Source organism: Acidovorax sp. LjRoot66, from assembly GCF_964253305.1.
Taxonomy (GTDB): domain Bacteria; phylum Pseudomonadota; class Gammaproteobacteria; order Burkholderiales; family Burkholderiaceae_C; genus Acidovorax.
In genome coordinates, this window is the sequence record NZ_CAXUQU020000001.1 from 4,025,368 (window position 1) to 4,051,553 (window position 26,186).

Annotated in this window: 28 protein-coding genes; 8 read left to right on the forward strand and 20 right to left on the reverse strand. The window is 68.0% G+C overall.

The features are described from left to right. Positions 1–90: 90 nt before the first annotated feature. Positions 91–651: an OmpA family protein gene (locus ACSQ3Y_RS18895; RefSeq protein ID WP_436178467.1), complete on the reverse strand. Its 561-nt coding sequence runs from the start codon at positions 649–651 to the stop codon at positions 91–93. A gap of 89 nt (positions 652–740) precedes the next feature. Between ACSQ3Y_RS18895 and ACSQ3Y_RS18900 the strand changes: the two genes are divergently transcribed. Next, positions 741–1,337, forward strand: a complete 597-nt coding sequence (locus ACSQ3Y_RS18900; protein WP_428000677.1) for a gamma-glutamylcyclotransferase — start codon at positions 741–743, stop codon at positions 1,335–1,337. A 97-nt stretch (positions 1,338–1,434) separates the two neighbouring features. Continuing rightward, on the forward strand, positions 1,435–1,959 hold the full coding sequence (locus ACSQ3Y_RS18905) for a superoxide dismutase family protein (RefSeq protein ID WP_436178468.1): 525 nt from the start codon (positions 1,435–1,437) through the stop codon (positions 1,957–1,959). Here ACSQ3Y_RS18905 and ACSQ3Y_RS18910 read toward each other — a convergent pair. The 4 genes from ACSQ3Y_RS18910 to ACSQ3Y_RS18925 form a co-directional block, all read right to left on the reverse strand. Then, positions 1,946–2,521: a nucleotidyltransferase family protein gene (locus ACSQ3Y_RS18910; protein ID WP_057202999.1), complete on the reverse strand. Its 576-nt coding sequence runs from the start codon at positions 2,519–2,521 to the stop codon at positions 1,946–1,948. The genes ACSQ3Y_RS18905 and ACSQ3Y_RS18910 overlap by 14 nt on opposite strands. Then, positions 2,521–4,788, reverse strand: coding sequence for a molybdopterin cofactor-binding domain-containing protein (locus ACSQ3Y_RS18915; protein WP_436178469.1), 2,268 nt, complete (start codon positions 4,786–4,788; stop codon positions 2,521–2,523). The genes ACSQ3Y_RS18910 and ACSQ3Y_RS18915 overlap by 1 nt, the downstream gene beginning before the upstream one ends. Before the next feature lie 14 nt (positions 4,789–4,802). Next, complete coding sequence (locus ACSQ3Y_RS18920) at positions 4,803–5,264, reverse strand: (2Fe-2S)-binding protein (RefSeq protein WP_057203001.1); 462 nt, start codon at positions 5,262–5,264, stop codon at positions 4,803–4,805. Positions 5,265–5,439: 175 nt separating this feature from the next. Continuing rightward, on the reverse strand, positions 5,440–6,012 hold the full coding sequence (locus tag ACSQ3Y_RS18925; RefSeq protein WP_057267564.1) for a TetR/AcrR family transcriptional regulator: 573 nt from the start codon (positions 6,010–6,012) through the stop codon (positions 5,440–5,442). Positions 6,013–6,106: 94 nt separating this feature from the next. Between ACSQ3Y_RS18925 and pdxH the strand changes: the two genes are divergently transcribed. Next, positions 6,107–6,745 carry a pyridoxamine 5'-phosphate oxidase gene (gene pdxH / locus ACSQ3Y_RS18930; RefSeq protein ID WP_428000674.1) on the forward strand — a complete coding sequence of 213 codons (639 nt, stop codon included), beginning with the start codon at positions 6,107–6,109 and terminating at the stop codon, positions 6,743–6,745. On the opposite strand, the gene ACSQ3Y_RS18935 is transcribed toward pdxH, so the two are convergent. Both ACSQ3Y_RS18935 and ACSQ3Y_RS18940 read right to left on the reverse strand, forming a co-directional pair. Then, positions 6,742–7,695, reverse strand: a complete 954-nt coding sequence (locus ACSQ3Y_RS18935; RefSeq protein ID WP_428000673.1) for an AEC family transporter — start codon at positions 7,693–7,695, stop codon at positions 6,742–6,744. The two genes, pdxH and ACSQ3Y_RS18935, sit on opposite strands and share 4 nt — an antisense overlap. Positions 7,696–7,788: 93 nt before the next feature. Further along, positions 7,789–9,084 carry an aspartate carbamoyltransferase gene (locus ACSQ3Y_RS18940; RefSeq protein ID WP_057267849.1) on the reverse strand — a complete coding sequence of 432 codons (1,296 nt, stop codon included), beginning with the start codon at positions 9,082–9,084 and terminating at the stop codon, positions 7,789–7,791. A gap of 200 nt (positions 9,085–9,284) precedes the next feature. Here ACSQ3Y_RS18940 and ACSQ3Y_RS18945 point away from each other — a divergent pair, with 200 nt between their 5' ends. Genes ACSQ3Y_RS18945 through ACSQ3Y_RS18955 form a run of 3 tightly spaced genes read left to right on the forward strand, consistent with a single transcriptional unit; the run spans position 9,285 to position 13,723 of the window. Continuing rightward, on the forward strand, positions 9,285–11,294 hold the full coding sequence (locus ACSQ3Y_RS18945) for a TonB-dependent receptor plug domain-containing protein (RefSeq protein WP_436178470.1): 2,010 nt from the start codon (positions 9,285–9,287) through the stop codon (positions 11,292–11,294). A 3-nt stretch (positions 11,295–11,297) separates the two neighbouring features. Beyond that, positions 11,298–11,840: a YfiR family protein gene (locus tag ACSQ3Y_RS18950; protein WP_436178471.1), complete on the forward strand. Its 543-nt coding sequence runs from the start codon at positions 11,298–11,300 to the stop codon at positions 11,838–11,840. After that, positions 11,837–13,723: a putative bifunctional diguanylate cyclase/phosphodiesterase gene (locus ACSQ3Y_RS18955; RefSeq protein ID WP_436178472.1), complete on the forward strand. Its 1,887-nt coding sequence runs from the start codon at positions 11,837–11,839 to the stop codon at positions 13,721–13,723. The genes ACSQ3Y_RS18950 and ACSQ3Y_RS18955 overlap by 4 nt, the downstream gene beginning before the upstream one ends. Positions 13,724–13,760: 37 nt before the next feature. On the opposite strand, the gene ACSQ3Y_RS18960 is transcribed toward ACSQ3Y_RS18955, so the two are convergent. Beyond that, entirely contained in the window at positions 13,761–14,684 is a 924-nt protein-coding gene (locus ACSQ3Y_RS18960; protein ID WP_436178473.1) for an NADP-dependent oxidoreductase, read from the reverse strand. Beyond that, the gene (locus ACSQ3Y_RS18965; protein ID WP_436178474.1) at positions 14,681–15,157 is read right to left on the reverse strand and encodes an ester cyclase; all 477 of its coding nucleotides are present in this window, start codon (positions 15,155–15,157) and stop codon (positions 14,681–14,683) included. The genes ACSQ3Y_RS18960 and ACSQ3Y_RS18965 overlap by 4 nt, the downstream gene beginning before the upstream one ends. A gap of 102 nt (positions 15,158–15,259) precedes the next feature. Here ACSQ3Y_RS18965 and ACSQ3Y_RS18970 point away from each other — a divergent pair, with 102 nt between their 5' ends. After that, a complete protein-coding gene (locus ACSQ3Y_RS18970) occupies positions 15,260–16,171 on the forward strand; it encodes a LysR family transcriptional regulator (RefSeq protein WP_436178475.1) in 912 nt (303 codons plus the stop codon). A 26-nt stretch (positions 16,172–16,197) separates the two neighbouring features. Here the strand turns inward: ACSQ3Y_RS18970 and map are convergent, their stop codons facing one another. The 10 genes from map to ACSQ3Y_RS19020 form a co-directional block, all read right to left on the reverse strand. Further along, positions 16,198–17,001 (reverse strand): type I methionyl aminopeptidase, encoded by an 804-nt coding sequence (gene map / locus ACSQ3Y_RS18975; protein ID WP_057267571.1) that lies wholly within the window; start codon positions 16,999–17,001, stop codon positions 16,198–16,200. Continuing rightward, positions 17,001–17,270, reverse strand: coding sequence for a ParD-like family protein (locus ACSQ3Y_RS18980; RefSeq protein WP_057203009.1), 270 nt, complete (start codon positions 17,268–17,270; stop codon positions 17,001–17,003). The genes map and ACSQ3Y_RS18980 overlap by 1 nt, the downstream gene beginning before the upstream one ends. Positions 17,271–17,345: 75 nt before the next feature. After that, positions 17,346–19,463, reverse strand: a complete 2,118-nt coding sequence (locus ACSQ3Y_RS18985; RefSeq protein WP_436178476.1) for a TonB-dependent receptor domain-containing protein — start codon at positions 19,461–19,463, stop codon at positions 17,346–17,348. 198 nt (positions 19,464–19,661) lie between these two features. Then, positions 19,662–20,108, reverse strand: coding sequence for a hypothetical protein (locus ACSQ3Y_RS18990; RefSeq protein WP_200961123.1), 447 nt, complete (start codon positions 20,106–20,108; stop codon positions 19,662–19,664). A 16-nt stretch (positions 20,109–20,124) separates the two neighbouring features. After that, positions 20,125–20,715: a DUF3299 domain-containing protein gene (locus tag ACSQ3Y_RS18995; RefSeq protein ID WP_057203010.1), complete on the reverse strand. Its 591-nt coding sequence runs from the start codon at positions 20,713–20,715 to the stop codon at positions 20,125–20,127. A 65-nt stretch (positions 20,716–20,780) separates the two neighbouring features. Then, the gene (locus ACSQ3Y_RS19000; RefSeq protein ID WP_057203011.1) at positions 20,781–21,035 is read right to left on the reverse strand and encodes a hypothetical protein; all 255 of its coding nucleotides are present in this window, start codon (positions 21,033–21,035) and stop codon (positions 20,781–20,783) included. 27 nt (positions 21,036–21,062) lie between these two features. Beyond that, positions 21,063–22,289 (reverse strand): FtsX-like permease family protein, encoded by a 1,227-nt coding sequence (locus ACSQ3Y_RS19005; RefSeq protein WP_436178477.1) that lies wholly within the window; start codon positions 22,287–22,289, stop codon positions 21,063–21,065. 5 nt (positions 22,290–22,294) lie between these two features. Continuing rightward, the gene (locus tag ACSQ3Y_RS19010; protein ID WP_436178478.1) at positions 22,295–22,957 is read right to left on the reverse strand and encodes an ATP-binding cassette domain-containing protein; all 663 of its coding nucleotides are present in this window, start codon (positions 22,955–22,957) and stop codon (positions 22,295–22,297) included. Then, positions 22,954–23,379 (reverse strand): transcriptional repressor, encoded by a 426-nt coding sequence (locus ACSQ3Y_RS19015; protein WP_436180139.1) that lies wholly within the window; start codon positions 23,377–23,379, stop codon positions 22,954–22,956. Before ACSQ3Y_RS19015 ends, ACSQ3Y_RS19010 begins: the two co-directional genes overlap by 4 nt. A gap of 167 nt (positions 23,380–23,546) precedes the next feature. Beyond that, positions 23,547–24,419: a DUF6597 domain-containing transcriptional factor gene (locus ACSQ3Y_RS19020; RefSeq protein WP_436178479.1), complete on the reverse strand. Its 873-nt coding sequence runs from the start codon at positions 24,417–24,419 to the stop codon at positions 23,547–23,549. 97 nt (positions 24,420–24,516) lie between these two features. On the opposite strand from ACSQ3Y_RS19020, the gene ACSQ3Y_RS19025 reads away from it, so the two are divergent. After that, entirely contained in the window at positions 24,517–25,473 is a 957-nt protein-coding gene (locus ACSQ3Y_RS19025) for a class I SAM-dependent methyltransferase (RefSeq protein ID WP_428000663.1), read from the forward strand. Between the two features lie 157 nt (positions 25,474–25,630). Here the strand turns inward: ACSQ3Y_RS19025 and msrA are convergent, their stop codons facing one another. After that, positions 25,631–26,176, reverse strand: a complete 546-nt coding sequence (gene msrA, locus ACSQ3Y_RS19030) for a peptide-methionine (S)-S-oxide reductase MsrA (RefSeq protein WP_436178480.1) — start codon at positions 26,174–26,176, stop codon at positions 25,631–25,633. Positions 26,177–26,186 lie beyond the last annotated feature (10 nt).

Genomic DNA, 26,186 nt, shown 5'->3' on the forward strand with positions numbered 1-26,186 from the left:
CCCGGGCTGGCATAGCGCAACATCATCGCCGATGGCGTGTGGCACGCAGACATGGAGCCTCGCGCCGGAACACAGGACTTGTCCGAGTGATCAGATCGCAGCCAGCACCACTTCCACCCGCCGCGCCTCCGCATTGCTGCCACCCGCAGTAGTTTCCTCAGGCTTCTTCAGCTCGATCTTGTCTTCGGCCACGCCCAGGCCCTTGAGCGCGTCGCGCACCGCGTAGGCGCGCTGCTTGGCCAACTCGGCATTGGCGGCGGCGTCGCCCGTGGCGTCGTGGAAGCCAGAAACCACAGCCTTCTTGCCTTCGGCCACGCCTTTCACCACGTCAGCCAGGGCTTCGTTGGCGCCTGCGGCCAGTTCGGCCTTGGCGCTGGCGAAGTAGAACTTCACGACGCCGTTGTCCACGCGCACGCTGGCGGCGTCTGCTGCAGCAGCCGTAGCAGGGGCAGCCATGTCAGCGGCCGGGGCGGCTGGCGCGTTGTTTGCAAGGGCGGTGGTGGGCGCAGGCGCTGCCTTGCTGGCAGACGCGGCGTCCAGGCGCTTGACCACCACGGTGCCGACCGCGGTGGAGATGACCAGAGCGATCAGGATGAACAAAAAACCGAGGGCAAAACGTTCTTGGCTGTCGTTGTCAGAACTACCGGACATGGGGTCTCCCTGTATGTATATCTATCTATATGCGTGATGGATGTTTCGGGTGCCAGGCTCCGGCACCTTCTTCATTGTAGAGTGATGCCATGACGAGTCTTCCCGCACCGCTGCGCGATCCCGCTCCCATGCTGGAGCGGGCCCTGCACGAGTGGGGTGGCCTCAGGGACCTGTGGGTGTTCGGCTACGGCTCCCTGATCTGGCGCCCCGATTTCGACTTTTCCGAGCGCCGTGCTGCGCGCGTGCATGGCTGGCACCGCGCATTGAAGATGTGGAGCCGCATCAACCGCGGCACGCCCGAGTGCCCGGGCTTGGTGTTCGGCATGCTCTCGGGTGGCAGTTGCCGGGGTATGGTGTTCCGCGTGGACAAGGCGCATGCGCGCCAGGTGCTGATCAACCTGTGGCAGCGCGAGATGATGACCGGCGTGTACGACCCGCGCTGGCTTACCTGCCACACGCCCCATGGCAGCGTGCAGGCGCTGGCCTTCACCCTGTCGCGCAAAAGCCCCAACCACACCGGCGAGCTGCCCGACCAGGAGTACTGCCGGATTTTCGAGCAGGCCTGTGGCAAGTTCGGCACCACGCGCGACTACGCCCAGGCCACCTACGATGAGCTGCGCCGCATGGGCATCCACGACCGCTCTTTGGGAAGATTACTTTCGCTTACCGATAAAAAGCAGGCATAGTGGCGCACTTGGAAGGTGCGAATCGTTCGCTGCCTTCATCACGCTCAACGCCCCAAGGCGGTGCGTCCTTTTTTCCTGTCTTCTGGAGTCCATTGCCATGAACAGTTTTCGCATTGCATCGCTTGCCCTCGCTGTCGCATCCCTGGCTGGTTGCGCCGCCTTTTCGTCCTCGGGCCCCAGCGCCACCGGCAAGCTTGAAGCCACGCGCGGCAATACCACCACCGGCACGGTGACGTTTACCCAGACGGGAGAGACGGTCAAGGTAATGGGCGAGGTGCGTGGCCTCAAGCCGAATGCCGAGCATGGCTTCCATATCCATGAAAAAGGCGACTGCTCCAGCGGCGACGGCATGAGCGCCGGCGGCCACTTCAACCCCGGTGGCAAGCCGCACGGCAGCCACGGCGGCGCCGAGCACCACACGGGCGACCTGCCCAGCCTGAAGGCCGACGCCGGTGGCGTGGCCAAGATCAGCTTCGAGTCGCGCTCCATCCGCGTAGGCAGCACTGCCAACGACATCGTCGGCAAGGGCCTGATCGTGCACCGCGATCCCGACGACTACACCACCCAGCCCACCGGCAATGCCGGCCCGCGCCTGGCCTGCGCCGTGATCACGGCGAAGTAAGCCTTCCGGCCAGGATCTGCTCGGCCCGGGCGAGGTCCTGCACGGTGTCCACATCGGTCACCGTGCCTTCATCATGCACCTCCACCAGGCGCAACCTGCCCTGCTGCGCCTGCTCGCGCACCACGCCGGCGGCGCCCTGCTCTCCCGCCAGGGCCAGCAGGCCAGGCAGGCACAGGGCTGAAAACGCCACCGGGTGGCCGCGCTCGCCACGGTGCACCGGCACGGCCACCGCACACCCGTACAGCGCGCCCACCATGCCGCGCAGGGTTTCTGGCCGCACCAGGGGCAGATCCGCCGGCAGCACCAGCCAGCCAGGTGCAGTGGCCGTGGCCCGCACCGCCGCCGCAATCGAATCCCCCATGCCCGGGTGGCCGGCGTCTTCCAGGTGCCAGGGCAAGCCGCTCTCGCGCACGGCGGCCAGCGTGTGCTCCAACACGGGCACGCCACGCAGCAATGCGCTCAGCTTGTGCACGGACCCACCCGATGCGGCAAAGCGCTCGCCCCGGCCCGAGGCCAGGACCAGCACCACGGGGGACGGCAGCGGGTCCGGAACAACAACCATCACGCCAGCTTGAAGGGCAGCTCGCGCGGCGTCTTGCCGGTGATCTGGGCAATGGCGTTGGCAAACGCCGGTGCCAGAGGGGGCAGGCCGGGCTCGCCCATGCCCTTGGGTGGGTCGGCACTGGGCACGATGTGCACGGCCACCTGGGGCATGTCGGTGATTCGCGGCACCGCGAAGTCGCCGAAATTGCTCTGCTCCACGACACCGTCCTTGAGGGTGATGGCGCCACCGGGCAGGCACATCGACAGGCCCATCAGCGCCCCGCCCTGCACCTGGGCCTCCACGCTCTTGGGGTTGACCACCAGGTTGCAGTGCACCCCGGCGGTGATGCGGTGCAGCTTGGGCGTGCCGTCCTTCACCGAGGCCTCGACCACATAGGCCACCACGGATTCGAACGACTCGTGCACCGCCACACCCCAGGCGCGGCCTGCGGGCAGCTTCTTCTTGCCATAGCCCGACTGGGCCACGGCCAGTTGCAGCGCCGCCTTGTGGCGCGGGTGCTTGTCGCCCATCAGGCGCATGCGGTAGGCCACGGGGTCCTGCTTGGTGGTGCGGGCGACCTCGTCGATCAGCGTTTCCATGGCATAGGCGGTGTGGGTAGAGCCCACGCTGCGCCACCAGAGTACCGGCACGTTGACCTGCGGGTGGTGCACCGAAAGCTTCATGGGCACATCATAGGGCTCCTTCATGCCTTCGATGGCGGTGGCGTCGATGCCGTTCTTGACCATGAAGGCCTCGAACGGCGAGCCCTTGAGGATGGACTGGCCCACGATGACATGGTCCCAGGCGAGGATATTGCCTTGGGCGTCGAAACCGATCTCCGCGCGGTGCACGTGCATGGGGCGGTAGTAGCCGCCCTTGATGTCGTCCTCGCGGCTCCAGAGCGTGCGCACCGGCGCCGTGAGGCCCGCGCCCAGCGCGGCCTTGGCCACGCCGCAGGCCTCCACTACGTAATCGCTGGTGGGAATGGCGCGGCGGCCAAAGCCGCCCCCGGCCATCTGCGTATGGACCTTGATGTTCTGCGGCTGCAGGCCCAGCACCTTGGCAGCCGCCAGCGCATCCGTGCCCGGCATCTGCGTACCCATCCACAGCTCGGCCTTGTCGCCATTGAGCAGCACGGTGCAGTTCAGCGGCTCCATGGGCGCATGCGCCAGGTAGGGGAAAACGTACTCGGCGCTGATCTTGTGTGCCGCGCCGGCCAGCGGGGCCGTGTCGGCCTGCATGGCGACCAGGCCGGGCTTGGCCGCAAGCTCGCGGTAGCTGGCCAGCAGCGCGGTGGTGTCGGGCTTTTCCACGGCGCTGGTGTCCCATTCCACCTTGAGCGCATCGCGGCCCTGCTTGGCCGCCCAGTAGCCATCGGCGATCACCGCCACACCTTCGCCGCCCCGGTCAGTAGGCACGCGCAGCACGGCCTTCACCCCCTTGACGGCCTTGGCGGCCGAGTCGTCCAGCGACTTGAGCTTGGCCGCAAACACCGGCGGGCGCGCCACCACGGCGGTCAGCATGCCGGGCAGGCGCACATCGATGCCGTAGTCCTGCAGCCCGCTGGACTTGGCCTTGGCGTCGAGCCGCCCCGTGGGTTGGCCAATCAGGCGGAACTGCCTGGGGTCCTTCAGGGTGACCTTCTCGGGCACGGGCAGCTTCATGGCGGCTTCGGCCAGCTCGCCATAGCCGAGCTTCTTGCCACCCGGCCCCACGACAAAGCCGTTCTGCGTGCGCAGGGTCGAGGCGTCAACACCCCACTGCGCTGCAGCAGCCGACACCAGCATGGCGCGGGTGCGGGCACCGAGTTCGCGGTACTGGGTGTAGGAGTTCTTGATGGAGTTGGAGCCGCCCGTGAGGTGCATGCCGTAGGCCGGGTCCGCATAGGCCGGGTTGGCATCGCCGTGCGTGCTGCGCACCTTGGACCAGTCGGCGTCGAGCTCCTCGGCCAGGATCATGGGCAGGCCGGTCTGTACGCCCTGGCCGAAGTCCAGGCGGTTGATGGTGACGGTGACCGTGCCATCGGGCTCGATGCGCACAAAGGCTGAGGGCTGCTCGAAGGGCTTGAGGCCGGCGGCCGGCGCGGCGGCGCCCTGCGCAACCGCCGCCAGGGGGAATGCGCCCAGCGCAAAGCCGGAGGCCGCCGTCACCTTGAGGAAGGTGCGGCGCGCCAGGCCCTCTGAAAAACCGGGGCCGGTGGATTCATCGGCGCTCTGCGCCTTCTCCATCAGGGCCAGAAGGTGCTTGGGCATGTGGGCCTGAACGGCCACGGGGTCGAAATGCATGGTGTGGTTCTCCTTCAGGCCAAGGTGCGGGCGGCATCGTGGATGGCCGCGCGGATGCGCACGTAGGTACCACAGCGGCAGACGTTGCCGGCCATGGCGGTGTCGATGTCGGCGTCGCTCGGCTTCTTCTTGCCCTTGAGCAGGGCCGTGGCGCTCATGATCTGGCCGCTCTGGCAGTAGCCGCATTGCGCCACGTCGTGCTTGACCCAGGCGGCATGCACGGCCTTGCCCACCTTGTCGCTGGACGCGATGGCCTCGATGGTGGTGATCTTCTGGCCCGCCGCCGCCGAGATGGGCGTGATGCAGGATCGGATTGGCGCCCCGTTCAGGTGCACGGTGCAGGCGCCGCACAGCGCAGCGCCGCAGCCGAACTTGGTGCCGGTCATGCCCAGCGTGTCGCGCAGGGCCCAGAGGATGGGGGTGGATTCATCGGCATCCACAGCCGTTTCTTTGCCATTGATGTTGAGGGTGGGCATCGTGGGTTCTCCGTGGGGGATATTTTTGAGGGAAAGCAGGTAGAACGGTAAAGCGGTGATATGTTAGGCCGACAGGTCAGCGGCGCCATCGCCGTCGGTCGGGGCGCAACAGGTGCAGGTGAAATCGCGGCATTTTTAAGAGAATATTTATTCGATTAAAGCGCAAATCGGCGGCTTATGCTTTGAGCGCATCCCAGCACAGGCTGAAGGCGGTCTGGTGCAGGGCCTCGTCGTCGGGCAGGACACCGGTGCGTATCAGGCCGGCGGTTTCGCGCACCGAGCCGATCAGGCTCGCCGTGAGCAGCGGCACCGGCACGGCCTTGAGGATCTCCTGCTGCTGGCCCTCCTGCATCAGCGCGAAAAAGCCGGCCATGAGGCGGGTGGAGAACTCGCGGTTGCCCTCGGTGAACCAGGGCGAGTTGTAGTACTGCTCCTGGAACACCACCTCGGCATGCTGGTCCAGCCGGTGGCGCAGCAGGTTGCCCCAGATGCGGCGCACCCGGGCGCGGTACGGCAGGCCGGGCACCACGCCCTCCATGATGCGCGCGGCGGTGACGGTCTTGGCGTCCTGGTAGAGCTGGCTGATGAGCTCGTCCTTGGACGGGTAGTAGACGTACAGCGTGCTCGTGGCAATGCCCGCAGCGCGCGCGATCTGGGCCATGGTGAGCCCGCTCAGGCCCGTCTGGCCCACCAGGTCGAAGGTGGCCTGCGCAATGGCGCGCTGCTTTTCGTCGTCTTTGGGTTTCATCGCCTCGCCAATATAAGCGAATTTTTATTCGGCAACAACAGCGCCCGCGCGGCCTGCCCTTTGCGGTGCTCCACCGGGTGCACAATCGTGTGCCATGACCACCTCCATCGCCGATCTGCGCAAGAGCTACGAGCGCGCCGAACTCAACGAAGACGCCTCGCATGCTGCACCGCTGCAGCAGTTTGATCAATGGCTCCAGGAAGCCATTTCCGCCCAGGTGCCCGAGCCCAATGCCATGACCCTGGCCACCGTGGGAGGCGACCTCAGGCCCAGCACGCGCATCGTGCTCATCAAGGGATTCGACGAGCGCGGCATCGTCTGGTTCACCAACTACGACAGCCGCAAGGGCCGCCAGATCGCGGGCAACCCGTTTGCGGCGCTGCAGTTTCACTGGGTAGAGCTCGAGCGCGTGGTGCGCATCGAGGGCGTGGTGGAAAAGGTCAGCGACGAGGAAAGCGACGCCTACTTTGCCAGCCGCCCGCTCGACTCGCGCATCGGTGCCTGGGCCAGCCCGCAAAGCCAGGTGATCCCGGGCCGCAGCGTGCTGGTGGCCAACGCCGCCAAGTATGGCGCGCAGTTCCTGCTCAAGCCCCCGCGCCCGCCGCACTGGGGCGGCTACCGCCTCAAGCCCGAGCAGTGGGAGTTCTGGCAGGGCCGCAAGAGCCGCCTGCACGACCGGCTGCGCTACCGGCTTGACGGTGCCGACTGGGTGCGCGAACGGCTGGCGCCCTAAACCAGAAAACGGGTTACCAAAATGATCACCAACGGCATGGTGATCAGTGCCAGTGTGGTCGACACGGCCACGCTGGCCGTCACCTCGTCCTGCGCCACCTCGTAGCGCTGCGAGAACAGGAACACATTGGCGCCCACCGGCAGCGAGGCGGCGACCACCATCACCGCCAGCGGCATGCCCGACAGGCCCACGGCCCAGCCCACCGCCGCCATGGCCACCGGGTGCACCAGGCACTTGACCAGTGCGATGCGCATGGCCGCGCGGAAATGCGTGCCCACCTTGGTGAAAGCCAGCGTCACGCCCACCAGCAGCAGCGCCAGCGGCCCCAGCGCCTGGCCCAGCAGCTCCAGCGGCTTGTCGATCACCAACGGTATCGGCAGCCCCGTCTGCGCATACAGCAGACCCACGATGATGGGCATGGGGATGGGGTGGATGATGCCGTTGCGCACCGCCATCAGCACCGTGCGCAGCATGGAGCGGCCTTCATGCCCTGGGGTGCCCGCGCGCTCGCGCGCCGCGGCCAGCTCGAACACCACGGTGGCGGCGGTCAGCAGGATCAGCGCGTGCAGCGAGATCAGGGTGAACAGAGTGACAAGGCCGGCCTCGCCGAACACCAGGCCCACCAGCGGCACGCCGATCATCACCGTGTTGCTGAACATGTTGGCCAGCGCCCGGGCCGCTGCCAGGCTGGTGAAGCCCAGCAGCGCCATGGTGCCGCCGAACACCAGGCCCGCCGCCGCGAAGTAGGCAGCGATGGGCGCAAAGTCCACATCGCCCAGGTGCACCGAACTCATGGTTCTGAATAGCAGCGCTGGGGTGAGCACCATGAACACCAGGTTAGAGAGGTCCTTGACCGACCCCGCCCTTATCCAGCCCTGCTGGCCCGACAGGAAACCGATGGCGATGAACAGGACGACGGGGATCAGGGAGGCAAAGACGGGGGAATTCACGGGGCAGCGGGCGCGGAGGCCAGAAGGAATTGCAGGCGAGAATTGGAAGACAGAGTTTATGGCCTGTGCGCCTGGTACAAAGGGCTGCGCAGCTCAATCCAGGCCGTCGAACACGGCGTCATCAGGCCCCACGTGGGATGGCGAGCGCCAGCCGGCATCGCGCATGCTGCGCGCCACCTGGTTCTCCACCCCCATCAGCACCGCGAACAAGGCCATGCGGATGGGGATGCCGTTGTCCGTCTGGCGGAAGATGGCCAGGCGCGGGTCGTGGTTGAGGTCGGTGGAGAGGTCGTTGGCACCGGGGCGGCCATCGCGCGGCAGCGGGTGCATGAGGATGGTGTCGGGCTTGCACAGCGCGTCCACCAACGCCTTGCGCACCTGGAACTCGGGCGTGTAGCCCTCGATGGCTTCGCCCACGAAGCGCTCCTTCTGGATGCGCGTGGCATAGACCACGTCGGCACCGCGCAGCCCCTCCTCCAGCGAGGCCGTCTGCTCGATCACATGGCCGTTGCGCGCCACCAGCTCCAGCAGGTAGGCCGGCATCTCCAGCGAGGGCGGGGCCACCAGGCTGAACTTGAGGCCCTTGTACAGCGCCAGCAGGCGGATCAGCGAGTGCACCGTGCGGCCGTACTTGAGGTCGCCCACCAGGGCCACGTGCGTGCCGTCGACCAGCTTGCCCAGGCGCGAGAACTCGCGCTGGATGGTGTACAGGTCCAGGATGGCCTGGCTCGGGTGCTCGCCCGGCCCGTCGCCCGCGTTGATCACGGGGATGTTGGTGGCGCGCGCGAACTCGGCCACGGCCCCCTGCTCGGGGTGGCGCACCACCAGCGCATCCACATAGCCGGCCATGACCCGGCTGGTGTCGTAGATCGACTCGCCCTTGGCCATGGACGAGAAGGTGAAGCCCGTGGTGTCGCACACCGTGCCGCCCAGGCGGCAGAACGCCGCGCCAAAGCTCACCCGGGTGCGCGTGCTGGCCTCGAAGAACAGGCTGCCCAGCACGGCCCCTTCAAGCACACGTGAGACCTTCTGGCGCCGGGCGATGGGCTGCATCAGGTCGGCGACCTGGAACAGCTCTTCGAGGCTGCCGCGGTCGAACTGGGCCACCGAGAGCAGGTGCGGCCGGCCTTCGGCCGCGATGCGCTGGGCCAGCGGCTTGGCTGCGGGCGCCCTGCCCGGCCCGGCCCCGGTGTCTCGCGCCTCGTGCGCGAGGATTTCGGAGACGAACTTTTCCACCATCTCCGGCATGCTGCGCGCCTCGCCCGAGTCGGCCGGCAGCAGCCAGGTGTCGAGCGCCCGGCGGCGCACGCCCAGCCGGTCGGAAAACGCGTCGCGCGTCAGGTTGAGGCGGCGCATGGCGTCGCGCAGGAAGTCTTGTTGGCTGTTCATGACCATGAATTATACGCAATGAGTTTTCAAACAAACGCATTGCGTATATTTTCATTGAAAGAGTTCACGGGTCCGGTGATCTTGAACTAAGGTAAACACGGGCCTCAGCGACCACCAGAGGAGTAGCATGCAAGCAGTTGTTACCGCCATCTGATGCGCCTGGGTGGCAGTTGCACGACATGCCACTCGATAGGGATGCCATGACCAACACAGCCCCCCACGCAGGAAGCAGCCGCCTTGCCCTCGGGATCTGCATGGCCGCTTGCCTGGTGCCCAGGGCCCACGCCCAGGCCGATGTCGCCCAGTTGCCGCTGGAGCAATTGATGCAGATGGAGGTACGCACCGCGAGCCGCTACCTGCAGAGCGCGCTGGAGGCCCCTGCTGCGGTCAGCGTGGTGACTGCCGAGGACATTCGCACCTTCGGGTACCGCAACCTGGCCGAGATTTTGGCCAGCATGCGCGGGCTGTATGTTTCCTACGACCGGTCCTACCACTACCTGGGCATGCGCGGCTTTTCCACGCCCGGGGACTACAACACCCGGGTGCTGCTGCTGGTCGACGGGGTCCGGTTCAATGACAACCTGTACGACCAGGCGCCGGTGGGCACGGATTTCCCCATCGACGTCGACCTGATCGAACGCGTCGAGTTCGTGCCCGGCCCGAGTGCAGCCGTGTATGGCGCGAATGCCTTTTTCGGCGTGCTCAACATCATCACGCGCGAGGGCCGGCAGTTCAAGGGCGCGCAGGTCAGCACCGAGCTGGGCAGCCACGGCCACGCCAAGCTGCGCTGGACGCTGGGCACGGTGGACGAACACGGTGGCGACTGGCTGCTGTCCGCATCGCGCTCCACCACCCGGGGCGATGACCTCTACTACCCCACCTACGATACGCCCCAGCAGAACCACGGGATCGCGCAAGGGCTGGACTACGACCGCAGCACCACCCTGTTTGCCAAGGTGCGGCGCGGGGGCCTGACACTCTCACTGTCGCATGGCGAACGCGTGAAGGGCCTGCCCACGGCCGCCTTCTCGCAGGTGTTCAATGACCCGCGCTCGCGCGTGGCCGACTCCAGCACGCGCGTCTCTGCGGAGTACGCAGACCTGTGGAGCCCGGCCCTGCATTTCACGGCGCGCATCCATGGCGGGCAGTACCGGTATGTGGGCGACTATGTCTACGACTACCCGCCCGTCACCGCCAACCGCGACCTTGGCCGTGGCCGGTGGGTGGGCTCGGAACTGCAATGGGTCAGCACGGCGCTGCAGCGGCACAAGATCTCCTGGGGCGTGGACTACCGGCGCGACCTGGACATCACCCAGCGCAACATGGACCTGGCGCCCGAAACGCAGTACCTGGACAAGAGCAGCAGCGGCGATGTCATGGGCATCTACCTGCAGGACGAATTCGCGCTGCGCCCCGACCTGGTGCTGCATGCCGGGCTGCGCTGGGGCAAGCATTCGGACAGCAAGGGCAGCCTGCACCCGCGCCTGGGCCTGGTGTACCTGGTGGGGCCCGCCACGGCCCTCAAACTGCTGTATGGCACGGCCTACCGGCCCCCCAATGCCTATGAGCGCGACTACCGCGTGGAAACCCCTGGCGGGGTGGTGGGCACGGCCAGCCTGCGCTCGGAGCGCGTGCGCACCACGGAGCTGGTGCTGGAGCACGCCCCTTCGGGTGCCACGCGGGCGCTGGTCACGGTGTTCAAGTCGCGCGTGTCGCACCTGCTGGCCATCGGCGATGCGCTGCAGGCCGACCGGCTCATGTTCAGCGACGCCCACAGTGCCGGCGTGTACGGGATGGAGGCAGAAATCGAGAGGCGCCTGGGGCCCGATGCCCGGTTTCGCGTGGCCTACAGCTGGCAGCGGGCGCGCGATGCCGTCACCCGCGAAACACTGGCCAATTCGCCCCGGCACCTGCTGAAGGCGCACTGGTCCAGCGCCATCGGCGGCGCCGACGCTGCCCCCTGGGCCCGAGGGCGCTACGGGGTGGAAGCCATCGCCATCGGCGCGCGCAGCACGCTGGCATCGCGCCTGCCCGCCCACGCGGTGGCCAACCTGACCTACACCACGCGGCTGGCGGGCACCGACATCGCCCTCGGGGTATACAACCTGTTCGACAAGCGGTTTGCCGACCCGGCGTCGTTTGAGATCCGCGGGGACTCGATGGCGCAGGACGGCAGAACCTGGCGCCTCAAGCTCACCTACGCGTTCTAGGCCATGCTGCACGTGTACCGCCTGCACAAAGCCCTTTTGGCGGGCCTGTGCGTGCTTGCGTGCTGCCCCTGGGGCCGTGCACAGGAGAAGGTCGGCGAAAACGAGATGAAGGCGGCCTATGTCTTCAACTTCATCCAGTTCATCGAATGGCCCCAGGGGGATGGCCGCGCCGGCAGCGACTGGACCATCTGCGTGTCCCCCTTCAGCCCCCTGAAGCGCACCCTGCTGGCGCTGGAGGGGCGGCCCGCGCGCAAGGACAACCCCATCCGCATCCGGCTCTGGGAGGCCAACGAGCTCGACGACTGCCGTGTGCTGGTCCTCCATGGCGCGGACACGGACCGCGCCCTGCGTGCCTTGCGCGCCGGGCCGGGCAAAACCGCGGTGCTGACCATCGCCGACGAACCGGCCACCGCCCCGGCGGAGATCATGATCACCCTGCACCGGGAGGGCGATCGCATCGTTTTCGACATCAATGCCGATGCGATCGGCAGGGCGGGCCTCTCGGTCAGCTCACGCCTGCTGCGCCTGTCCAGGGGGGCCCGATGAATTTCGACAGCCCGGCCACCACCAACTCGGAGCAGCTGTCGTCGCGCGTGGTGGCGACCGGGCTGCTGGCCACCGGACTGGCCCTCTTGACCATGGTCCTGGCCCTCACGGCCTTCGACTACTGGAGCAGCCGCAAGGCCATGCTCGCAGACAGCCGGGTGGAAGCGGCCATCGTGGCCGACAACGTCTCCACGGCCGTGATGTTCCGCGATGCACACACCACCGAAGAGATGCTGGGCGCACTCAGGGCCTCGCCCATGGTGCTGATGGCCGGCATCTACGATGCGCAGGGCGTCCTCCTCGCCTCGTACCAGCGCGATGGCGACCAGGTGGCGCCCGGCACGCTGCCGGGTGGCGGCAACGGGGACTTCGAGTACCAGAGCCTGTACCTGCTGGAGATGGCCAAACCGGTGAAGTTCAGGGGCAAAAGCTCGGGCAGCATCTACCTGCGCAAGTCGATGGCCGAGGTCTACACCCACCTGGTCATCCGCTTCGGCGGCGCACTGCTGATCGCCGGGGGCACCATGGCGCTGGCCACCGCGCTGGTACTGCGCAGCCGCGCGGCGGTCGGCGAGGCGGAAAACCGCCTGCAGGTGCTGGCCCACCAGGATGCGGTCACGGGGGTCGGCAACCGGCACTTCTTCAACGAACGGCTGGCGCATGAAATCGCCCGGGCGTCGACCCTGGGGAGCAAGCTGGCGCTGGTCTACATCGACCTGGACAATTTCAAGGCCTTGAACGACACCTTCGGCCATGCCGCCGGAGATGGCCTGCTGCGCCAGGTGGCGCAGCGCCTGCAGTCGGTGGTGCGGGCGGGGGATGACATCTGCCGCATGGGGGGCGACGAATTCTCGGTCATCCTGCGGCTGGACATGGACGAGGCAGCCCTTGGCAGCTACGCGGGCAGGATCGTCGCCGTGTTCGAGAAAGGCTTTGTCGAGTCGGACCAGGAGGTGATGGTGACCTGCAGCGCAGGCATCGCCACCTACCCGGGAGACGCGCCGGACCGGGACAGCCTCATCAGCAGCGCCGATACGGCAATGTACCGCGCCAAGGACCTCGGCAAGAACCGCTGCGAGCGCTTCGACGCGTCCATGAACCTCGCTGCCGTGCGCCGGCATGCCATCGAGAAAGCGCTGCGCCAGGTGCTGGAGGACGGGCAAGGCCTGGCCCTGCACTACCAGCCGGTGTTTTCGGCCGGGGACCAGAAGATGATCGGTGCCGAGGCGCTCTTGCGCTGGTCGCATGACAAGCTGGGAAACATCCCGCCGCTGGAGGCGGTGATGGTAGCGGAGGAATGCGGCCTGATCGTGCGCCTGGGCTACTGGGTGGTGCACACGGCATGCCGGGACGCTGCGCGATGGCAGGCACAGAGCCAGGACCCCTTGCGCGTGGCGGTCAACGTCTCGGCGCGGCAGCTTAACGACCCGCAGTTCCTGGAGCGCGTGATGGACATCCTGCGCGAGGAAGGCCTGCCGGCCCACCTGCTGGAGATCGAGCTGACCGAGACCGTGCTCATGGAGAACATGGACGCCTGTGCCAGCACGCTGCACCGCCTGAGCCAGTTGGGCGTGCACCTGGCCATCGACGATTTCGGAACCGGCTACTCTTCGCTCGCCTACCTGCGGCGCCTGCCGATGAAGCGGCTCAAGATCGACCGCAGCTTCATCCGCGACCTGCCCGAGCAGGAGCACAGCCGGATGATCGTCAAGGCCATCATCGCGCTCTCGCACGGCCTGGGCCTGGCCGTCACGGCCGAAGGCGTGGAGACCCAGGCGCAGATCGACTACCTGGTGGGCGCCGGGTGCGATGTGCTGCAGGGGTTTGCGTTTGCGCGGCCCATGCCGGTGGAGCAGTTCGAGGCGATGCAGGGCAAGCGGTAGACAAGGGCGCGGCAATGCCCTGCCCTTGCCTCGTCCTTCAATGGGACGTCCGCACGATCACCTTGCCTCGTGCGTGACCGGTCGCCACTTTGTCGATGGCGGCATGCGCGCCATCCAGGGAATGGACCGTGTCCAGCACCACCTGCAACCGTCCAGCGCCAAAGCGCTCGACGATGCGGTCCAGCACCGATGCATCGTGCTTGAAGAAGGCGAACGCACCGCGCACCGCACCCTGATCTGCGATGGCATGGTCCACCAGCGACACCAGGGCACCTCCAGGGCGGATGAGAGGCCAGGAGCGCTCGGTGGCAAGGCCGCCTACTGTGTCGATTACCAGGTCCAGCCCATGCGCCTGCGCAGCGAAGTCGCCCGCCTGGTAGTCAATCACCTCATGCGCGCCCAGCCCGGACACCAGCTCCTGGTTGCGGGCCGATGCCGTGGCGACCACATAGGCCCTTGCCTGCCGCGCCAGTTGCACGGCGAAGCTGCCCACACCCCCTGCTGCGGCATGCACCAGCACGCGCTGCCCGGCCTGCAGCCGGCCCACGCCAAACAGCGCCAGCCACGCGGTGCCCGCCGCGGTGGGCAAGGCTGCCGCCTGCTCCCAGGCCATGCTGGCGGGCAGCAGGCAGAGCGCCTGCTCCGGCACCAGCGCGGCCTGCGCCAGGGCGCCACCCTTAGTGGGGTCCAGTCGGCCCACCACCCGGTCCCCGAGGCGGAACCTGCTGGCCAGCGGGCCGACTGCCTCCACCACGCCCGCGAAATCGGTGCCCAGGGTGTAAGGCAGCGCCACCGGAAACACGGATTGCATATGGCCGGCCAGGATCTTGAGGTCCAGCGGGTTGATGCTGGCGGCCTCAACCCGCACGGCGACCTGGGCGTCGACCGGTGAACGTAGCGCGGCCTCTTCCAGCACGGCCTGGTCCTGCCCGCCGAAGCCGTGGATGCGCAGGGCTTTCATGCGGCCTCCTTGACGGAGGGCTGGGCCCCTTCGGACGGCGGCGGAAAGCTGCCCATCTGCAAGAAAGCCCCGAACCAGTCTTCCAGATGCCAGGTGCGGCTGATGCGGCTATCGCGCAGCTCATGGAATTCATGAATGGGAATGGTCAGCCGCTTGCCCGTGGCCGCAATGCCGAACAGCGCACCGCGGTGCGTGCCCGTGATCTCGGCCCGCACAGCCACACGGCCCGGGAGCTGCAGCAGATCATGGATGGTGATCTGCACGTCCGGCAGGGCTTCGATGAAGCCCGCGATGACTGGCTTGAGCCCGCCGGGTCCGGGGCCCTGGCCGGGGGCCAGGGGAATGTCGTCCCAGTCCGGCGTCACGGCCTGGTCCACGAGATCGGGGTTCTTGTCGCTGAAGGCACGGTACAGCGTCTCCACGGCAAGGCGCTCCTGGCGCAGCTGCTCGGCATGGGGGAGGGTTTCGGTCATCGGTCGTCCTTTGAAAAAGGGGTTGCACAAGGGATAACGCGATTCTGTGGACGCCCCTAAAATCCGTCCAACAAATGGACGATATAAATAAATATCTGATTTATGAATTTTTATGGCGTCGACCTGAACCTGCTGGCCGCGTTTGACGCGCTGATGGACGAGCGCAACGTGACCCGCGCCGCCGTGCGCGTGGGCGTGAGCCAGCCGGCCATGAGCGCCGCCCTCTCGCGCCTGCGCAACTTGTTCGCCGATCCGCTGTTCCTGCGCAGCGCCGACGGCCTGCTGCCCACCCAGCGTGCCCGGGACCTGGCCGAGCCTATTGCGCAGGCGCTGCGGCAGATCCAAGCGGCTGTGGTGCCCCGGCCGCAGTTCGACCCGGCCACCGCCTCCTTCACCTTCAACCTGGGCCTGTACGACTACCCCGCCATGGTGTTGCTTCCAGCCCTGGTAGAGGCCCTGCGCCTGCAGGCGCCCGGTGCGTCGTTGAACGTGCATGCCGTGCGCGGCCGCGACAGCGCGGTGGACCTGCTCGATGCAGGCAGCATCGATGCGGCCGTAGGCGTGCCCCCGACGCAGCATGACGGGCGCATCCTCACCCGCCCCATCCTGCAGGACGAGTTCGTGACCATCGTGCGGCGCGGCCATCCGCAGGCGTGCCATGGCATGGACCTGGAGACCTACCTGGCGTTGTCCCACGTGCTGGTGTCACCCGAGGGGGACCGCCATGGCCTGGTCGACCAGGCGCTGGCGCAGCTCGGCAGGCGCCGCCACCTCGCCGTCACCCTGCCGCAGCTGTTTGCGGTGCCAGCGCTGGTGGCGCGCACGGACATGGCGGCCACACTGCTCAGACGCGTGGCGCTGCACTCGGCCGGACACCAGCAACTGGCGATATTTGCGCCGCCGGTGGCGCTGCAGCCCATCGCCTTCCACCTGGTCTGGCATCGGCGCGGCGATGCGCATCCCGCGCAGCAGTGGCTGCGGGAATTGATCGCCGGCCAGGCGCAGTCGCTCTGAGCGTGCCCGCCCGGCAGTTGCCCTTTTCAGGCAATCGCCGGATAGCTCCCCGTGCCTTCGGGCCAGGCCGTCAGCACCTCGAAACCATCGGCCGTCACGGCCACCATGTGCTCCCACTGGGCCGAGAGGGAGTGGTCGCGTGTGACCACGGTCCAGCCGTCGGGCAGCTCGCGGGTGTCGCGCTTGCCGACGTTGATCATGGGCTCGATGGTGAAGACCATGCCCTCTTCCAGCACGATGCCCTGGCCACGCTGGCCGTAGTGCAGCACCTGCAGGTCCTCATGGTAGATCTGCCCGATGCCATGGCCGCAGTAGTCGCGCACCACGCTGAAGCGTTCGCGCTCGGCCACGCTCTGGATGGCATGGCCCACGTCGCCCAGCGTGGCGCCAGGGCGTACCTGGCGGATGCCGGCGCACATGGCTTCGTAGGTGGTCTCCACCAGGCGCCGCGCCAGGCGGTTGGGCTCACCCACGTAGTACATGCGGCTGGTGTCGCCGAACCAGCCATCCTTGATGACGGCGACATCGATGTTGATGATGTCGCCCTTCTTGAGCACCTTGTCGGCCGCCGGCACGCCATGGCAGACGACATGGTTGACGGAGGTGCACACCGTCTTGGTGAAGCCGTGGTAGCCGATGTTGGCCGGTATGGCCTGCAGCTCGTGCACGATGAATTCGCGGCAGCGGTCGTCCAGCGCTTCGGTGGAGACACCGGGCTGCACGTACGGGCCTATCATCTGCAGCACCCGGGCCGCCAACTGGGCGGCAATGCGCGACTGGGCAATCTCGGCGGGCGTCTTGATGATCACCTGGGGGGGCCTGGCTCCCATCACTGCACCCGCCTTACCTGAACGCTGGGCTTGCTGCCACCATCGGCAGACGGCAAGGCCTGGGCCAGCACGGCCAGATCGAACCCGCCGGACTGTTCGGCGCGGATCAGCATTTGGCAGATCTGGCTGTGGCTGAGCTCGGGGTGCAGCTCGGCGAGCATGCCCACGCGCATCCAGTGCTCGGCTTGTGAATTGATGGAACGAGACAGCGCATTGCTGGCAATGCGCAGGTTCTCATGCATTTGGTCTGAAATTTTAACGATACCCATGGGCTGAATTATACGAAACATATACGTTTCGTGTAAACCCTGGACGTTGGGCCGGCCCTGCGGCCGGCCCAGACATCAGAATGCGACCTTGACCCCCAGCGTCAGGTTGCGGCCCATCAGCGGTGCCGCGTTCTTGATGAACGAGGTGTGGGCATAGGCCAGGCGGTCCGTCAGGTTGTTGGCCTTGAGGTAGACCTGCCAGGGCGTCTCGCCGTTGACCTTGCCGCTGTAGCTCACGCCCAGGTTGAGCATGCCGTAGCCAGGCGTGGCCGATTCGAACTCGGCCACGCGGTTCTGGCGCGCCACCTGCACCCATTCGACCTGGCCGTCCCAGGCGTTCCAGTTCGCATCAAGCCGCACACCGGCACGGGTGGCGGGAATGCGCGGCAGCAAGCCGCCGCCGGCCAGCCGGGCACGCACGGTGTCGCCGAACAGCGTCACGCCCAGGTTGCGCGTGAGGCGCTGGCGCACCTGGCCTTCGATGCCGGTGAAGGTGGCGTCGGCCTGGGCGTACTGCAGCAGCTGCAGGCCATCCACCTCGTCGAGCGTGCGGCCGTAGATGTAGTTGCTGATGCGGTTGCGGAACACGCTCACGCCGAAGGTGGTGTCGCCGCTGGTCTTGCGCAGGCTCAGGTCGATGTTCTGCGAGGTTTCGGAGCGCAGGTCGGCGTTGCCACGCTCGTAGGTGCTGGTGGCCATGTGCAGGCCGTTGGCGTAGAGCTCCTCGGCCGAGGGCGCGCGGCTGGCGCGGGTCAGCGAGGTGCCCAGCTGGTAGCCCGGGGTGAACTGCCATACGGCGCCCAGCGATGCCGAGGTGCCGTTGTGGCTGCGCTCGATGCCCGAAGTCTCTGCCTCGGCCGTCTGGCGGTCATGGCGCAGCGCGCCTTCGAAGCGCCAGTCGCCCAGGCGGTATTCCTCGAGCACGAACAGGCCGGTCTTGCGCGTGGTGGTGGGCTGCACGTAGGCCTCCTCCCCCTCGGCGCTGAACTTGCGCTGCGATGTCTGCAGGCCGAACACGCCCTTGAAGCCGGCAATCGGCTCGTGCTGCAGCTCAAGGCGGGTGTCGTAGGCCTTGTTCTTGAAGGTGGTGCTGATGGCACCGTCCTCCACCTCGTCGTGCACGTAGTCGGTCACGCCCGCGCGCAGGCGCAGGGCCGAGAAGCCGGCAAACGGGTTGCGCAGCTCGCCGCGCACGTCGAAGCGCTCGCTGCGCAGGTCCACCACCGGCACGTCGCCGGCCTCGGCGCCGTGGTCATGGCCTTCCTCTTCGCCGCCATGCTCGCCGCAGTGCAGGCTGTTGCCATGGGTGTGGCAACCCTCGAAGCTGTGGTTGTGGCCGGGCAGGCCGTAGCGTGCCGTCTGGCGCGTGTAGGCGGCGCCCAGGTAGCCTCGGTCGCCCACCCAGGACAGGCCTACGCTGCCCGTGTCGGTGCGATTGAAGCTGCCCAGCACCTTGCGCGCCGGCTCGCCATTGGGCGCCCAGCCCTTGCCCACGCGGTAGTCGCCGGCGTCGCGCGAAACGCCTTCCACGTGCACGGCCAGGTTGCCGGCGCCGCCGGTCAGCGAGAAGGCCCCTGCCCCCTCGCGCGCACCGGTGTTGGCACGCAGCTCGGCGCTGCCTTCATAGCCCTTTTGCGGGACGGCGGTGGGGATCTTGCCATCGAGCACGTTGACCACGCCGCCCACGGCGCCATTGCCATACACCAGGGCCGAGGGGCCGCGCAGCACTTCGATCTGCGTGGCCAGCAAGGGCTCCGACACCACGGCGTGGTCGGGGCTGATGGTCGAGGCGTCGTGCAGCTCGGCGCCGTCGGACAGCACCTTGACGCGCGGGCCGTCCATGCCGCGGATGATGGGGCGGCTGGCGCCCGCGCCGAAGTGGCTGCTGGTGATGCCCGGCTCGCTGTTGAGGGTTTCGCCCAGCGTGGCCTCGCGGCGGCGCACGAGTTCGTCGCCTTCGAGCACGCTCACCGGCGTGGTCATTTCGCCGGCGCCCAGTTGCAGGCCGCTGGCAGACACCGTGACGGAAGGCAGGGTGGATGCGTTGGTTGCGGCGCCGGGCGCTGCGGGGGGAGCCGTCTGGGCGAAGCTGCCGCCCGACGAGATCGCCAGCATGGCGGCCAGGGCCACGGGATGCAAGGTGGGATGCAGGGCAGTACGGCGAGGGGTGGAGTGGCGTTGTGGTGTCGTCATGGTGTTCGTAGGCAAAGGCCAGGCGCAGGTGCGCGCATTCATGCTGCTAGGCAGGCATGGAGAAAAAAGGGGACGCACGGCTGAGCCGCCTGGATTCAAGGCAGCTGCCGCTAGGGGATCAGGGGGATCAAGGGGAAGGGGGCCGGATGCACCCGCCAGCCCCTGCGCAGTGCGGCAGGGATGGCAAAGGCAGAGTCTTCAGCCCCGCAAGGCGGGCGGCCCGCGCGCCTGGAACAGCGCGACATGGCGCGCCAGCACGCGCTCGGCGTGCGTGGCCACCGGCGCCAGGGCCGGCAAGCTGGGCAGCAGCGCCGGTGCGGCGCTGTGCAAGGTATCACCCAGCGCGAGCTGGTCGAGCAAGAGGCAGTCCACCAGGCTGTGGCTGGACAGGAAGCCGCCGAGCATGCCCGGTGCATGGACGGACGCATGCTCCACCACGGCCAGCGCGCCATGGCCGGCATGGATCTGCGCCAGTGGCTGGGCATGGGCGATCTGGTGCAGGCGACCGATGGTGGGCACCCAGGCCAGCGCCAGCACCAGCCATACCAGCGCCGCATGGGCCGCCCACGCGCGCCCACCCTGCCGCTGACCGGGACGGGTGGCAGCGGCCGCAAGGGCAGTCGGCTGGATGCGCGGGTGGGTCACGACAAGGATGGTCTGCTTACTTCACCGGCACGGCTTCGACCACGCGGTAGTACAGGCCGTAAGGATCGTTCTGCAGCACCGTGAACCGGCCCTCGACCACCACGGGTTCGAGCGAGTAGCGCACGGGCGTCTTGGCCTTCACTTCGACCATGCTCTCGGGCCCGCCCGGAATGCAGAACGAGCATGTCAGCGGCACGGAGGTGAGCAGGAAGTGCGTCTGCGTGGCCTTGGCATCCAGCGGCATCATGAAGCCCTGGATGCGCTGCACCGTCTTGTCCATGCCCTGCTGCTGGGCGTTGAACACGGGCAGGATGCCGTCCTTGGTGGTCTTCTTGGTCAGGTCACTGAGCAACGACCATGGCACCACGTCGGTGCGCTGGGGCAGTGGCGCAATCGGGCTGTTGGGGCTGTGGTAGCCCGCGCCGGAGCCCGTGGGCGCCGTGCCCGGCATGGGCGAACTGAGCACAGGCGTGTTGTAGGGCGCTCCGGCCGTCGCCGCAGGCTTGCTTTCGGCATGGGCGCTGCCCACCCCCGCCAGGGCGCAGGCCAGCACCAGTGCGGCAGACTGGGCTGGCAAGGAACGGGACGAGAGAGGGTGGCGGTGCATGGAAAGTCCTTGGTGGCAGGGCTGGCGTATTTTCTTACAGATGCGCGGGCGTGGCGTGCAATGGGTCAGTGCACGTGGCGCATGCCGCAAAATTTACCGATACCTAGACCTTTGCAAGCGACCTGGAGTTCCTTCTGGCACTGGTCATGGCCCTTGCCCGATTCCAGGCACTTGGCTGCGGCCTCGTGCGCGGCCGCCATGGCGCGGTGGCGCTGGATGTCGGCCTTGGTTTCCTGGTCGGAGTGCGCGCCCTGGGCGTGCGCCAGGGCGCCAGCCAGCAGCAAGGGGGCCAGGGCCAGGGCGGTGAGCAGCTTTTTCATGGAAATCCTTTCGGGAGCAGTTGGTAATCAGGGTTGGCTCAAGAGATCGGCCACTTCGGTGCGGTAGGCCTGCATGGCGGGCAGCAGCGCCGCAAAGGCGGCCACGAGCACGGCGATCAGCGGCACGCCCGCCTCGGCTGGCAGCCACACCAGGCCGCTCACGGGCAACAGGCCCTGCGCCTGCAGCACCCAGCCCAGCACCTGCGCCAGGCCATGGCCCAGCAGCAGGCCCAGGGCCGTCGCCATGGCGGCCAGCCACAGCGCCTCGCACAGCACCAGGCCGGCGACGCGGCCCGGCGGCGCGCCCAACATGCGCAGCATGGCCAGGTCGGTGCGGCGCTCGCGCACGGCATTCCACAGGGCGATGAACACACTGAGCGCGGCCACGGCCAGCAGCACGCCGCCAAAGGCGCGCAGCACGTCGGCCCCCACGCCCAGCAGGCGCAGCAGGCGGGTGACCTCGATGGCGGGAGCGGCCGCCTGCATCGACGTGTCGGCATTGATCTGGCGCGGCAGCGTGACGGCGGCCATGGGCGTGCGGTAGCGCAGCAGGGCCACGGTCACCTCGCGCTCCTCCTTGAGCACCGCCAGGTCCTCGGGCTCGGTGGCGGTGGCGGTCTCGTGCACCATCCAGACGGACTCGGTGGAGGTAAGGATGAGCCGGTCGAGCACGCAGCTGCAGGCAGCCAGCACGCCGGCCACGCGGTACGGGTGCTCGCCATGGGCATGCCCTCCCCCGCCCAGGCCATGGCTGCCGATGAAGGTGGCGCCGACCAAGGGCGCGCCTGCATGCGCTGCGCCCACGATGCCGCGCGCCACCGTGGCGCCCAGCACCGCATCCATGGGCTGCTGCCAGGGCTGGCCCTCGGCCAGAGTGGCGCCATAGAGCGCCAGGTAGTCGGGCGTGGTGCCCACGATGCGAAAGCCCTGGTAACTGTCGCCCAGGCTCAGCGGGATCACCTGCGCCACCAGCGGGTTCTTCTGCAGGGCTTGCACCTCCTGCAGCGGGATGTTGCCGGTGGGCACATCGATATGGAACACCCCCGCCAGGATGAGCTGCAGCGGGCTGCCCTTGGCCCCCACCACGAGGTCGATGCCGTCCAGGTCGCGCTCGAAGGCACGGTCGAGCTGCGTGGCCACCAGCAGCACCAGGGTGATGGCCGCCAGGCCCAGCGTGAGCACCAGCAGGTTGAGCACGGCGGCCAGCGGGCGCGCCCAGAGATAGCGCCACGAGAGCGAGAGGAGTTGGGCCATGGGATTCAGGTGACGCGCAGGGCGTTCAGGTCGAGCTGCTGCAGCCCCTGCACGGAGGCCAGGGCCTGCACCACGCGCTGGTCGTGCGTGGCGATGACCAGGCTGGCATCGCAGGCCGTGGCGCTGGCCTGCAGCAGCGCCAGGGCGTCGGCGGCGGCCTCGTCATCGAGGCTGGCCGTGGGTTCGTCCGCCAGCAGGATCTGGGGCGTGAGCAGCACCGCCCGCGCCAGCGCCACGCGCTGCGCCTGCCCGCCCGAAAGCTGGTGCGGCCGGCGCGCGGCCAGCTCGGCCACACCCACCTGGGCCAGCGCGCGGTTGATGGCCGCATCGTCGCGCGGCAGGCCGGCCGCAAAGTACACCAGGGCCAGGTTGTCGGCCACGGTGAGCGCGCTGCTCAGGTGCAGCTTCTGCGGCAGAAAACCCACACTGCGCGCACGCCAGGCATCGATCTCGGCGCCGCGCTGCGTGCCCAGTTGCGTACTGGCCACGAACAGGTCGCCGCCAGCGGGCGAACGCAGGCCCGCCAGCAGCGCCAGCCAGGTCGATTTGCCCGTGCCCGAGCGCCCGCGCAGCAGCAAGGTGCCGCCCTGGCGCAGGTCCACATCGGGAAAGCGCAGCGCCTCGCTGCCCACCGCATACGCATACGAAAGACCCCGTGTGCGGATCATGCGGCAGCCCCTTCGGCCGGATGCGCGCACCCGGCGCAACGGCCGCGCACGGCAATGTCCACCGCCAGGCTTTCGTGCCCGGCCGTGGCCAGGGCCTGCAGCACCTGCTTCAAGGCGCTTTGCACGCGCGCCGAGCCTTGCGCCAGGCGAAACTGGCGATGGCAGTCACCGCACTCGAAGCGGGGAACAGCGCCCTCCCCCCCCTGCGGCGCCAGCGCAAAGCGCGTGACGCGGGCGGCATCCACCTGCCGCTGCAGCAGGCCGGCGGCGGCAAAGCGGTCGAGCATGCGGTAGACGGTGACCTTGTTGACCGGTGCACCGGCTGCTGCCAGAGCAGATTCCACCTCGGCTTCGGACAGTGCGGCGTCGGGCCGCGCCTCGAACAGTTGCGCCAGCGCCCGCGTGGCGCGCGTGGCCCGCATGCCGGCGGGCAGGGTCCAGGCGCTTGGCGTGGCGGCGACAACAGAAAGAGGGGAGCGAATCGTGGGCATGAAAGGAATGGCTGACCGGCGCAGGCCTGGTAACGCAATCGATTTGCATTATGCATGCTGCATGCCGGTCACCGGCCATTTCCGGACGAACCCTGCGGTCAAGACCAGAGTCGATAGAACCAGTAGCTGTCGTCCGTGTCCACGCCGCGCGCCAGTTCGCCCGGGCTGTGGCCGGTGACCCGCTGTGTCTCGCGGCACAGGTGCGACTGGTCTGCATAGCCGGCGCCGGAGGCCACCTCCTGCCAGCGCGGCACCTGGCCGCTGCGCTCGCTGTCGGTGCGTGCCTGCAGCAAGGTCGATTCGGCGCGCGACAGCCAGGCCAGGCGGCGCACGGGCTGGCCTGCCCAGGCGCGGGCGTGGCGCTCCAGGCTGCGCAGGCTGCCGCCCAGCCCGCTGGCCGCAGCATGGGCCTGCAGCGCACGCATCCAGCGGGTGCCAGGGGCACCGTCGGCACCATCGGCAGCCTGCGCGCCATCGCGGCTGCGCCAATGGGTGGCCACCATGTCTTCGATCAGTGCCATCCGGGCGGCATCGTCCTGCGCCTGCCTCACGGCATCGCACAGCGCACGCCATGGTGCCGGCAGCACCTCCTGGGCGGGCAGCAGGCCATCCACCAGTGCGCTGATGGGCAGGCCGGTGAGCTGGTGGAAGGCATGGGGCTGGAAAACCACCCCGAAGGTGCGTACCGGCCCGGGATTGCGCGTGGCCCAGGGGCGGGTCTGCGGTCCCAGCAACAGCGTGGAGGCCAGGGGCTGGGATGCACCGCCTTCGGCATCGATGCGCTCGGAGCTGCCCTGCAGAAACCAGGCCACGCCACAGTAGACCGATGCCGGGTAGCGGTTCAGGCGCGGTGCCTCCTGCAGGTGCTTGCCGCCCGTGGTGTCCTTGATGAGGTAGGCACGGATGCAACCCGCCAGCGCAAGGGGCGGCAGGGCGACGGTGGCAAAGGGGAGCTGGAATCGCAGGCGCACACCCCGCATCGTAAACGGGTTCGCCAGGCACGCTCCCGGGGTGCGCTTGGCGAAATCGTTCAAGACGGCCGGGCGCGGACCTTTCAGAATCGCCTCCATGGCCCACAACCTATCCTCCATCTCCCCTGCCCTGCAGCCCCTTCTGGCCTCGGCCCAGCCCAGCCGCACGGCCTTGCTGTGCGGCATTGCCCGCGCCCGGCACCAGTTGCTGGACGGGGGTGAAGTGTTCGCCGACCCGCTGGCCCTCGAGATCCTGGGGCCGGAGCTGGGGGTAGCGGTGCGCCAATGGGCCATCGACCACGGACCCGGGGGGCACCTGAGCGACCGGGGCAGCTTTTCCGAAGCCATGCGCGGTGCCCTGGCCGCCCGCAGCCGCATCGCCGAAGACACCCTGCGCGAGGCGGTGGCCGCCGGGGCCACGCAGTACGTGGTGCTGGGCGCGGGCCTGGATACGTTCGCCTTGCGCAGGGGCTGGCCCAAGGGGCTCGCCCGGGTGTTCGAGGTCGACCACCCGGCCACCCAGGCCTGGAAGCAGCAGTTGGCCGCCTGCGCCGGCCTGTGGATGCGGCCAGGGGCGACCCATGTGCCGGTGGACTTCGAGCGCCAGGACTTCATGCAGCACCTGGTCGCCCGGGGTCTGGACCCGCACGAACGCACCGTGTTTGCCTGGCTGGGCGTCAGCATGTACCTGGCCCCCTCGGCCGTACGGGCCACGCTGGAACGCATAGGGACGCAGATGGCGCCGGGCAGCGTGCTGGTTTTCGACTATGTGCGGCGCCCTGCCCCGAAGGAGCTGGGCCGGCGGCTGGCCCTGGGCCTGATGGCGCGCCGCTTTCACCGCATGGGCGAGCCCTGGCATTGCTTCCTGGACGACCGCGAACTGCAGGCTATGCTCGCGGACTGTGGCTTTGCGCCCCCGGAAACCATCAGTGCGCAGGACATCATGCGCACCCTGCTGTCGAGCCGCCCCGCCTCCCGGCTGCAACGGGCCATGGGTGGGCTGCTGGGCGGCGTGGTGCGCGTGCGGGTGGGCGACAGGCCCAGCCTGCTCTGAGGCTGGGAGTTTTTTGTCCGTGTCCGAATGGCGCGTCAAAACGCACTGGATCTAGGCGCAACGCACAGCCATAGCTCCGGCTATGGCGAGCATTTGCAACGACGAGCCGGGGTGTTTTGGCGTGCAAGGCGGGCATGAACGAAAGACTCTCAGCCTCTCAGTCCTCCTTGAGGTACTTGCGGAAGGTCTTTCGGAACTTGTCCACCTTGGGGCCCACCACCATGGCACAGTAGCCCTGCCCCGGGTGCTTGGCAAAGTAATCCTGGTGGTAGTCCTCGGCCGTGCTGTAGTTGGCCAGGGGCTTCACCTCGGTGGTGATGGGCGCGCCGAACAGCTTGTCCTGCGACATCTGGCGCACCATGGCGTCGGCCAATTCGCCGTGGGCCGGATCTTCGTAGTAAATACCGCTGCGGTACTGGGTGCCCACATCGTTGCCCTGGCGGTTGAGCGTGGTCGGGTCGTGGGTGTGGAAGAAGATCTCCAGGATCTCTTCGAGGCTGATCTCGTCGGCATCGAAGGTCAGGCGCACCACCTCGGCATGGCCGGTGTCGCCCTGGCAGATCTGCTCGTAGGTGGGCTGGATGGTCTGGCCATTGGTGTAGCCGCTTTCCACGTCGGTGATGCCGCGCACGCGGTCGAACACCGCCTCGGTGCACCAGAAGCAGCCGCCGCCGAGGGTGATGGTTTGCAGTTTGTCTGCCATGTGTTCTCCA

Coding starts and splice junctions, on each gene's coding strand:
- ACSQ3Y_RS18895 (WP_436178467.1), bottom strand. CDS start 651: ATGTCCGGTAGTTCTGACAACGACAGCCAAGAACGTTTTGCCCTCGGT.
- ACSQ3Y_RS18900 (WP_428000677.1), top strand. CDS start 741: ATGACGAGTCTTCCCGCACCGCTGCGCGATCCCGCTCCCATGCTGGAG.
- ACSQ3Y_RS18905 (WP_436178468.1), top strand. CDS start 1,435: ATGAACAGTTTTCGCATTGCATCGCTTGCCCTCGCTGTCGCATCCCTG.
- ACSQ3Y_RS18910 (WP_057202999.1), bottom strand. CDS start 2,521: ATGGTTGTTGTTCCGGACCCGCTGCCGTCCCCCGTGGTGCTGGTCCTG.
- ACSQ3Y_RS18915 (WP_436178469.1), bottom strand. CDS start 4,788: ATGCATTTCGACCCCGTGGCCGTTCAGGCCCACATGCCCAAGCACCTT.
- ACSQ3Y_RS18920 (WP_057203001.1), bottom strand. CDS start 5,264: ATGCCCACCCTCAACATCAATGGCAAAGAAACGGCTGTGGATGCCGAT.
- ACSQ3Y_RS18925 (WP_057267564.1), bottom strand. CDS start 6,012: ATGAAACCCAAAGACGACGAAAAGCAGCGCGCCATTGCGCAGGCCACC.
- pdxH (WP_428000674.1), top strand. CDS start 6,107: ATGACCACCTCCATCGCCGATCTGCGCAAGAGCTACGAGCGCGCCGAA.
- ACSQ3Y_RS18940 (WP_057267849.1), bottom strand. CDS start 9,084: ATGAACAGCCAACAAGACTTCCTGCGCGACGCCATGCGCCGCCTCAAC.
- ACSQ3Y_RS18945 (WP_436178470.1), top strand. CDS start 9,285: ATGACCAACACAGCCCCCCACGCAGGAAGCAGCCGCCTTGCCCTCGGG.
- ACSQ3Y_RS18950 (WP_436178471.1), top strand. CDS start 11,298: ATGCTGCACGTGTACCGCCTGCACAAAGCCCTTTTGGCGGGCCTGTGC.
- ACSQ3Y_RS18955 (WP_436178472.1), top strand. CDS start 11,837: ATGAATTTCGACAGCCCGGCCACCACCAACTCGGAGCAGCTGTCGTCG.
- ACSQ3Y_RS18960 (WP_436178473.1), bottom strand. CDS start 14,684: ATGAAAGCCCTGCGCATCCACGGCTTCGGCGGGCAGGACCAGGCCGTG.
- ACSQ3Y_RS18965 (WP_436178474.1), bottom strand. CDS start 15,157: ATGACCGAAACCCTCCCCCATGCCGAGCAGCTGCGCCAGGAGCGCCTT.
- ACSQ3Y_RS18970 (WP_436178475.1), top strand. CDS start 15,260: ATGAATTTTTATGGCGTCGACCTGAACCTGCTGGCCGCGTTTGACGCG.
- map (WP_057267571.1), bottom strand. CDS start 17,001: ATGGGAGCCAGGCCCCCCCAGGTGATCATCAAGACGCCCGCCGAGATT.
- ACSQ3Y_RS18980 (WP_057203009.1), bottom strand. CDS start 17,270: ATGGGTATCGTTAAAATTTCAGACCAAATGCATGAGAACCTGCGCATT.
- ACSQ3Y_RS18985 (WP_436178476.1), bottom strand. CDS start 19,463: ATGACGACACCACAACGCCACTCCACCCCTCGCCGTACTGCCCTGCAT.
- ACSQ3Y_RS18995 (WP_057203010.1), bottom strand. CDS start 20,715: ATGCACCGCCACCCTCTCTCGTCCCGTTCCTTGCCAGCCCAGTCTGCC.
- ACSQ3Y_RS19000 (WP_057203011.1), bottom strand. CDS start 21,035: ATGAAAAAGCTGCTCACCGCCCTGGCCCTGGCCCCCTTGCTGCTGGCT.
- ACSQ3Y_RS19005 (WP_436178477.1), bottom strand. CDS start 22,289: ATGGCCCAACTCCTCTCGCTCTCGTGGCGCTATCTCTGGGCGCGCCCG.
- ACSQ3Y_RS19010 (WP_436178478.1), bottom strand. CDS start 22,957: ATGATCCGCACACGGGGTCTTTCGTATGCGTATGCGGTGGGCAGCGAG.
- ACSQ3Y_RS19015 (WP_436180139.1), bottom strand. CDS start 23,379: ATGCGGGCCACGCGCGCCACGCGGGCGCTGGCGCAACTGTTCGAGGCG.
- ACSQ3Y_RS19025 (WP_428000663.1), top strand. CDS start 24,517: ATGGCCCACAACCTATCCTCCATCTCCCCTGCCCTGCAGCCCCTTCTG.
- msrA (WP_436178480.1), bottom strand. CDS start 26,176: ATGGCAGACAAACTGCAAACCATCACCCTCGGCGGCGGCTGCTTCTGG.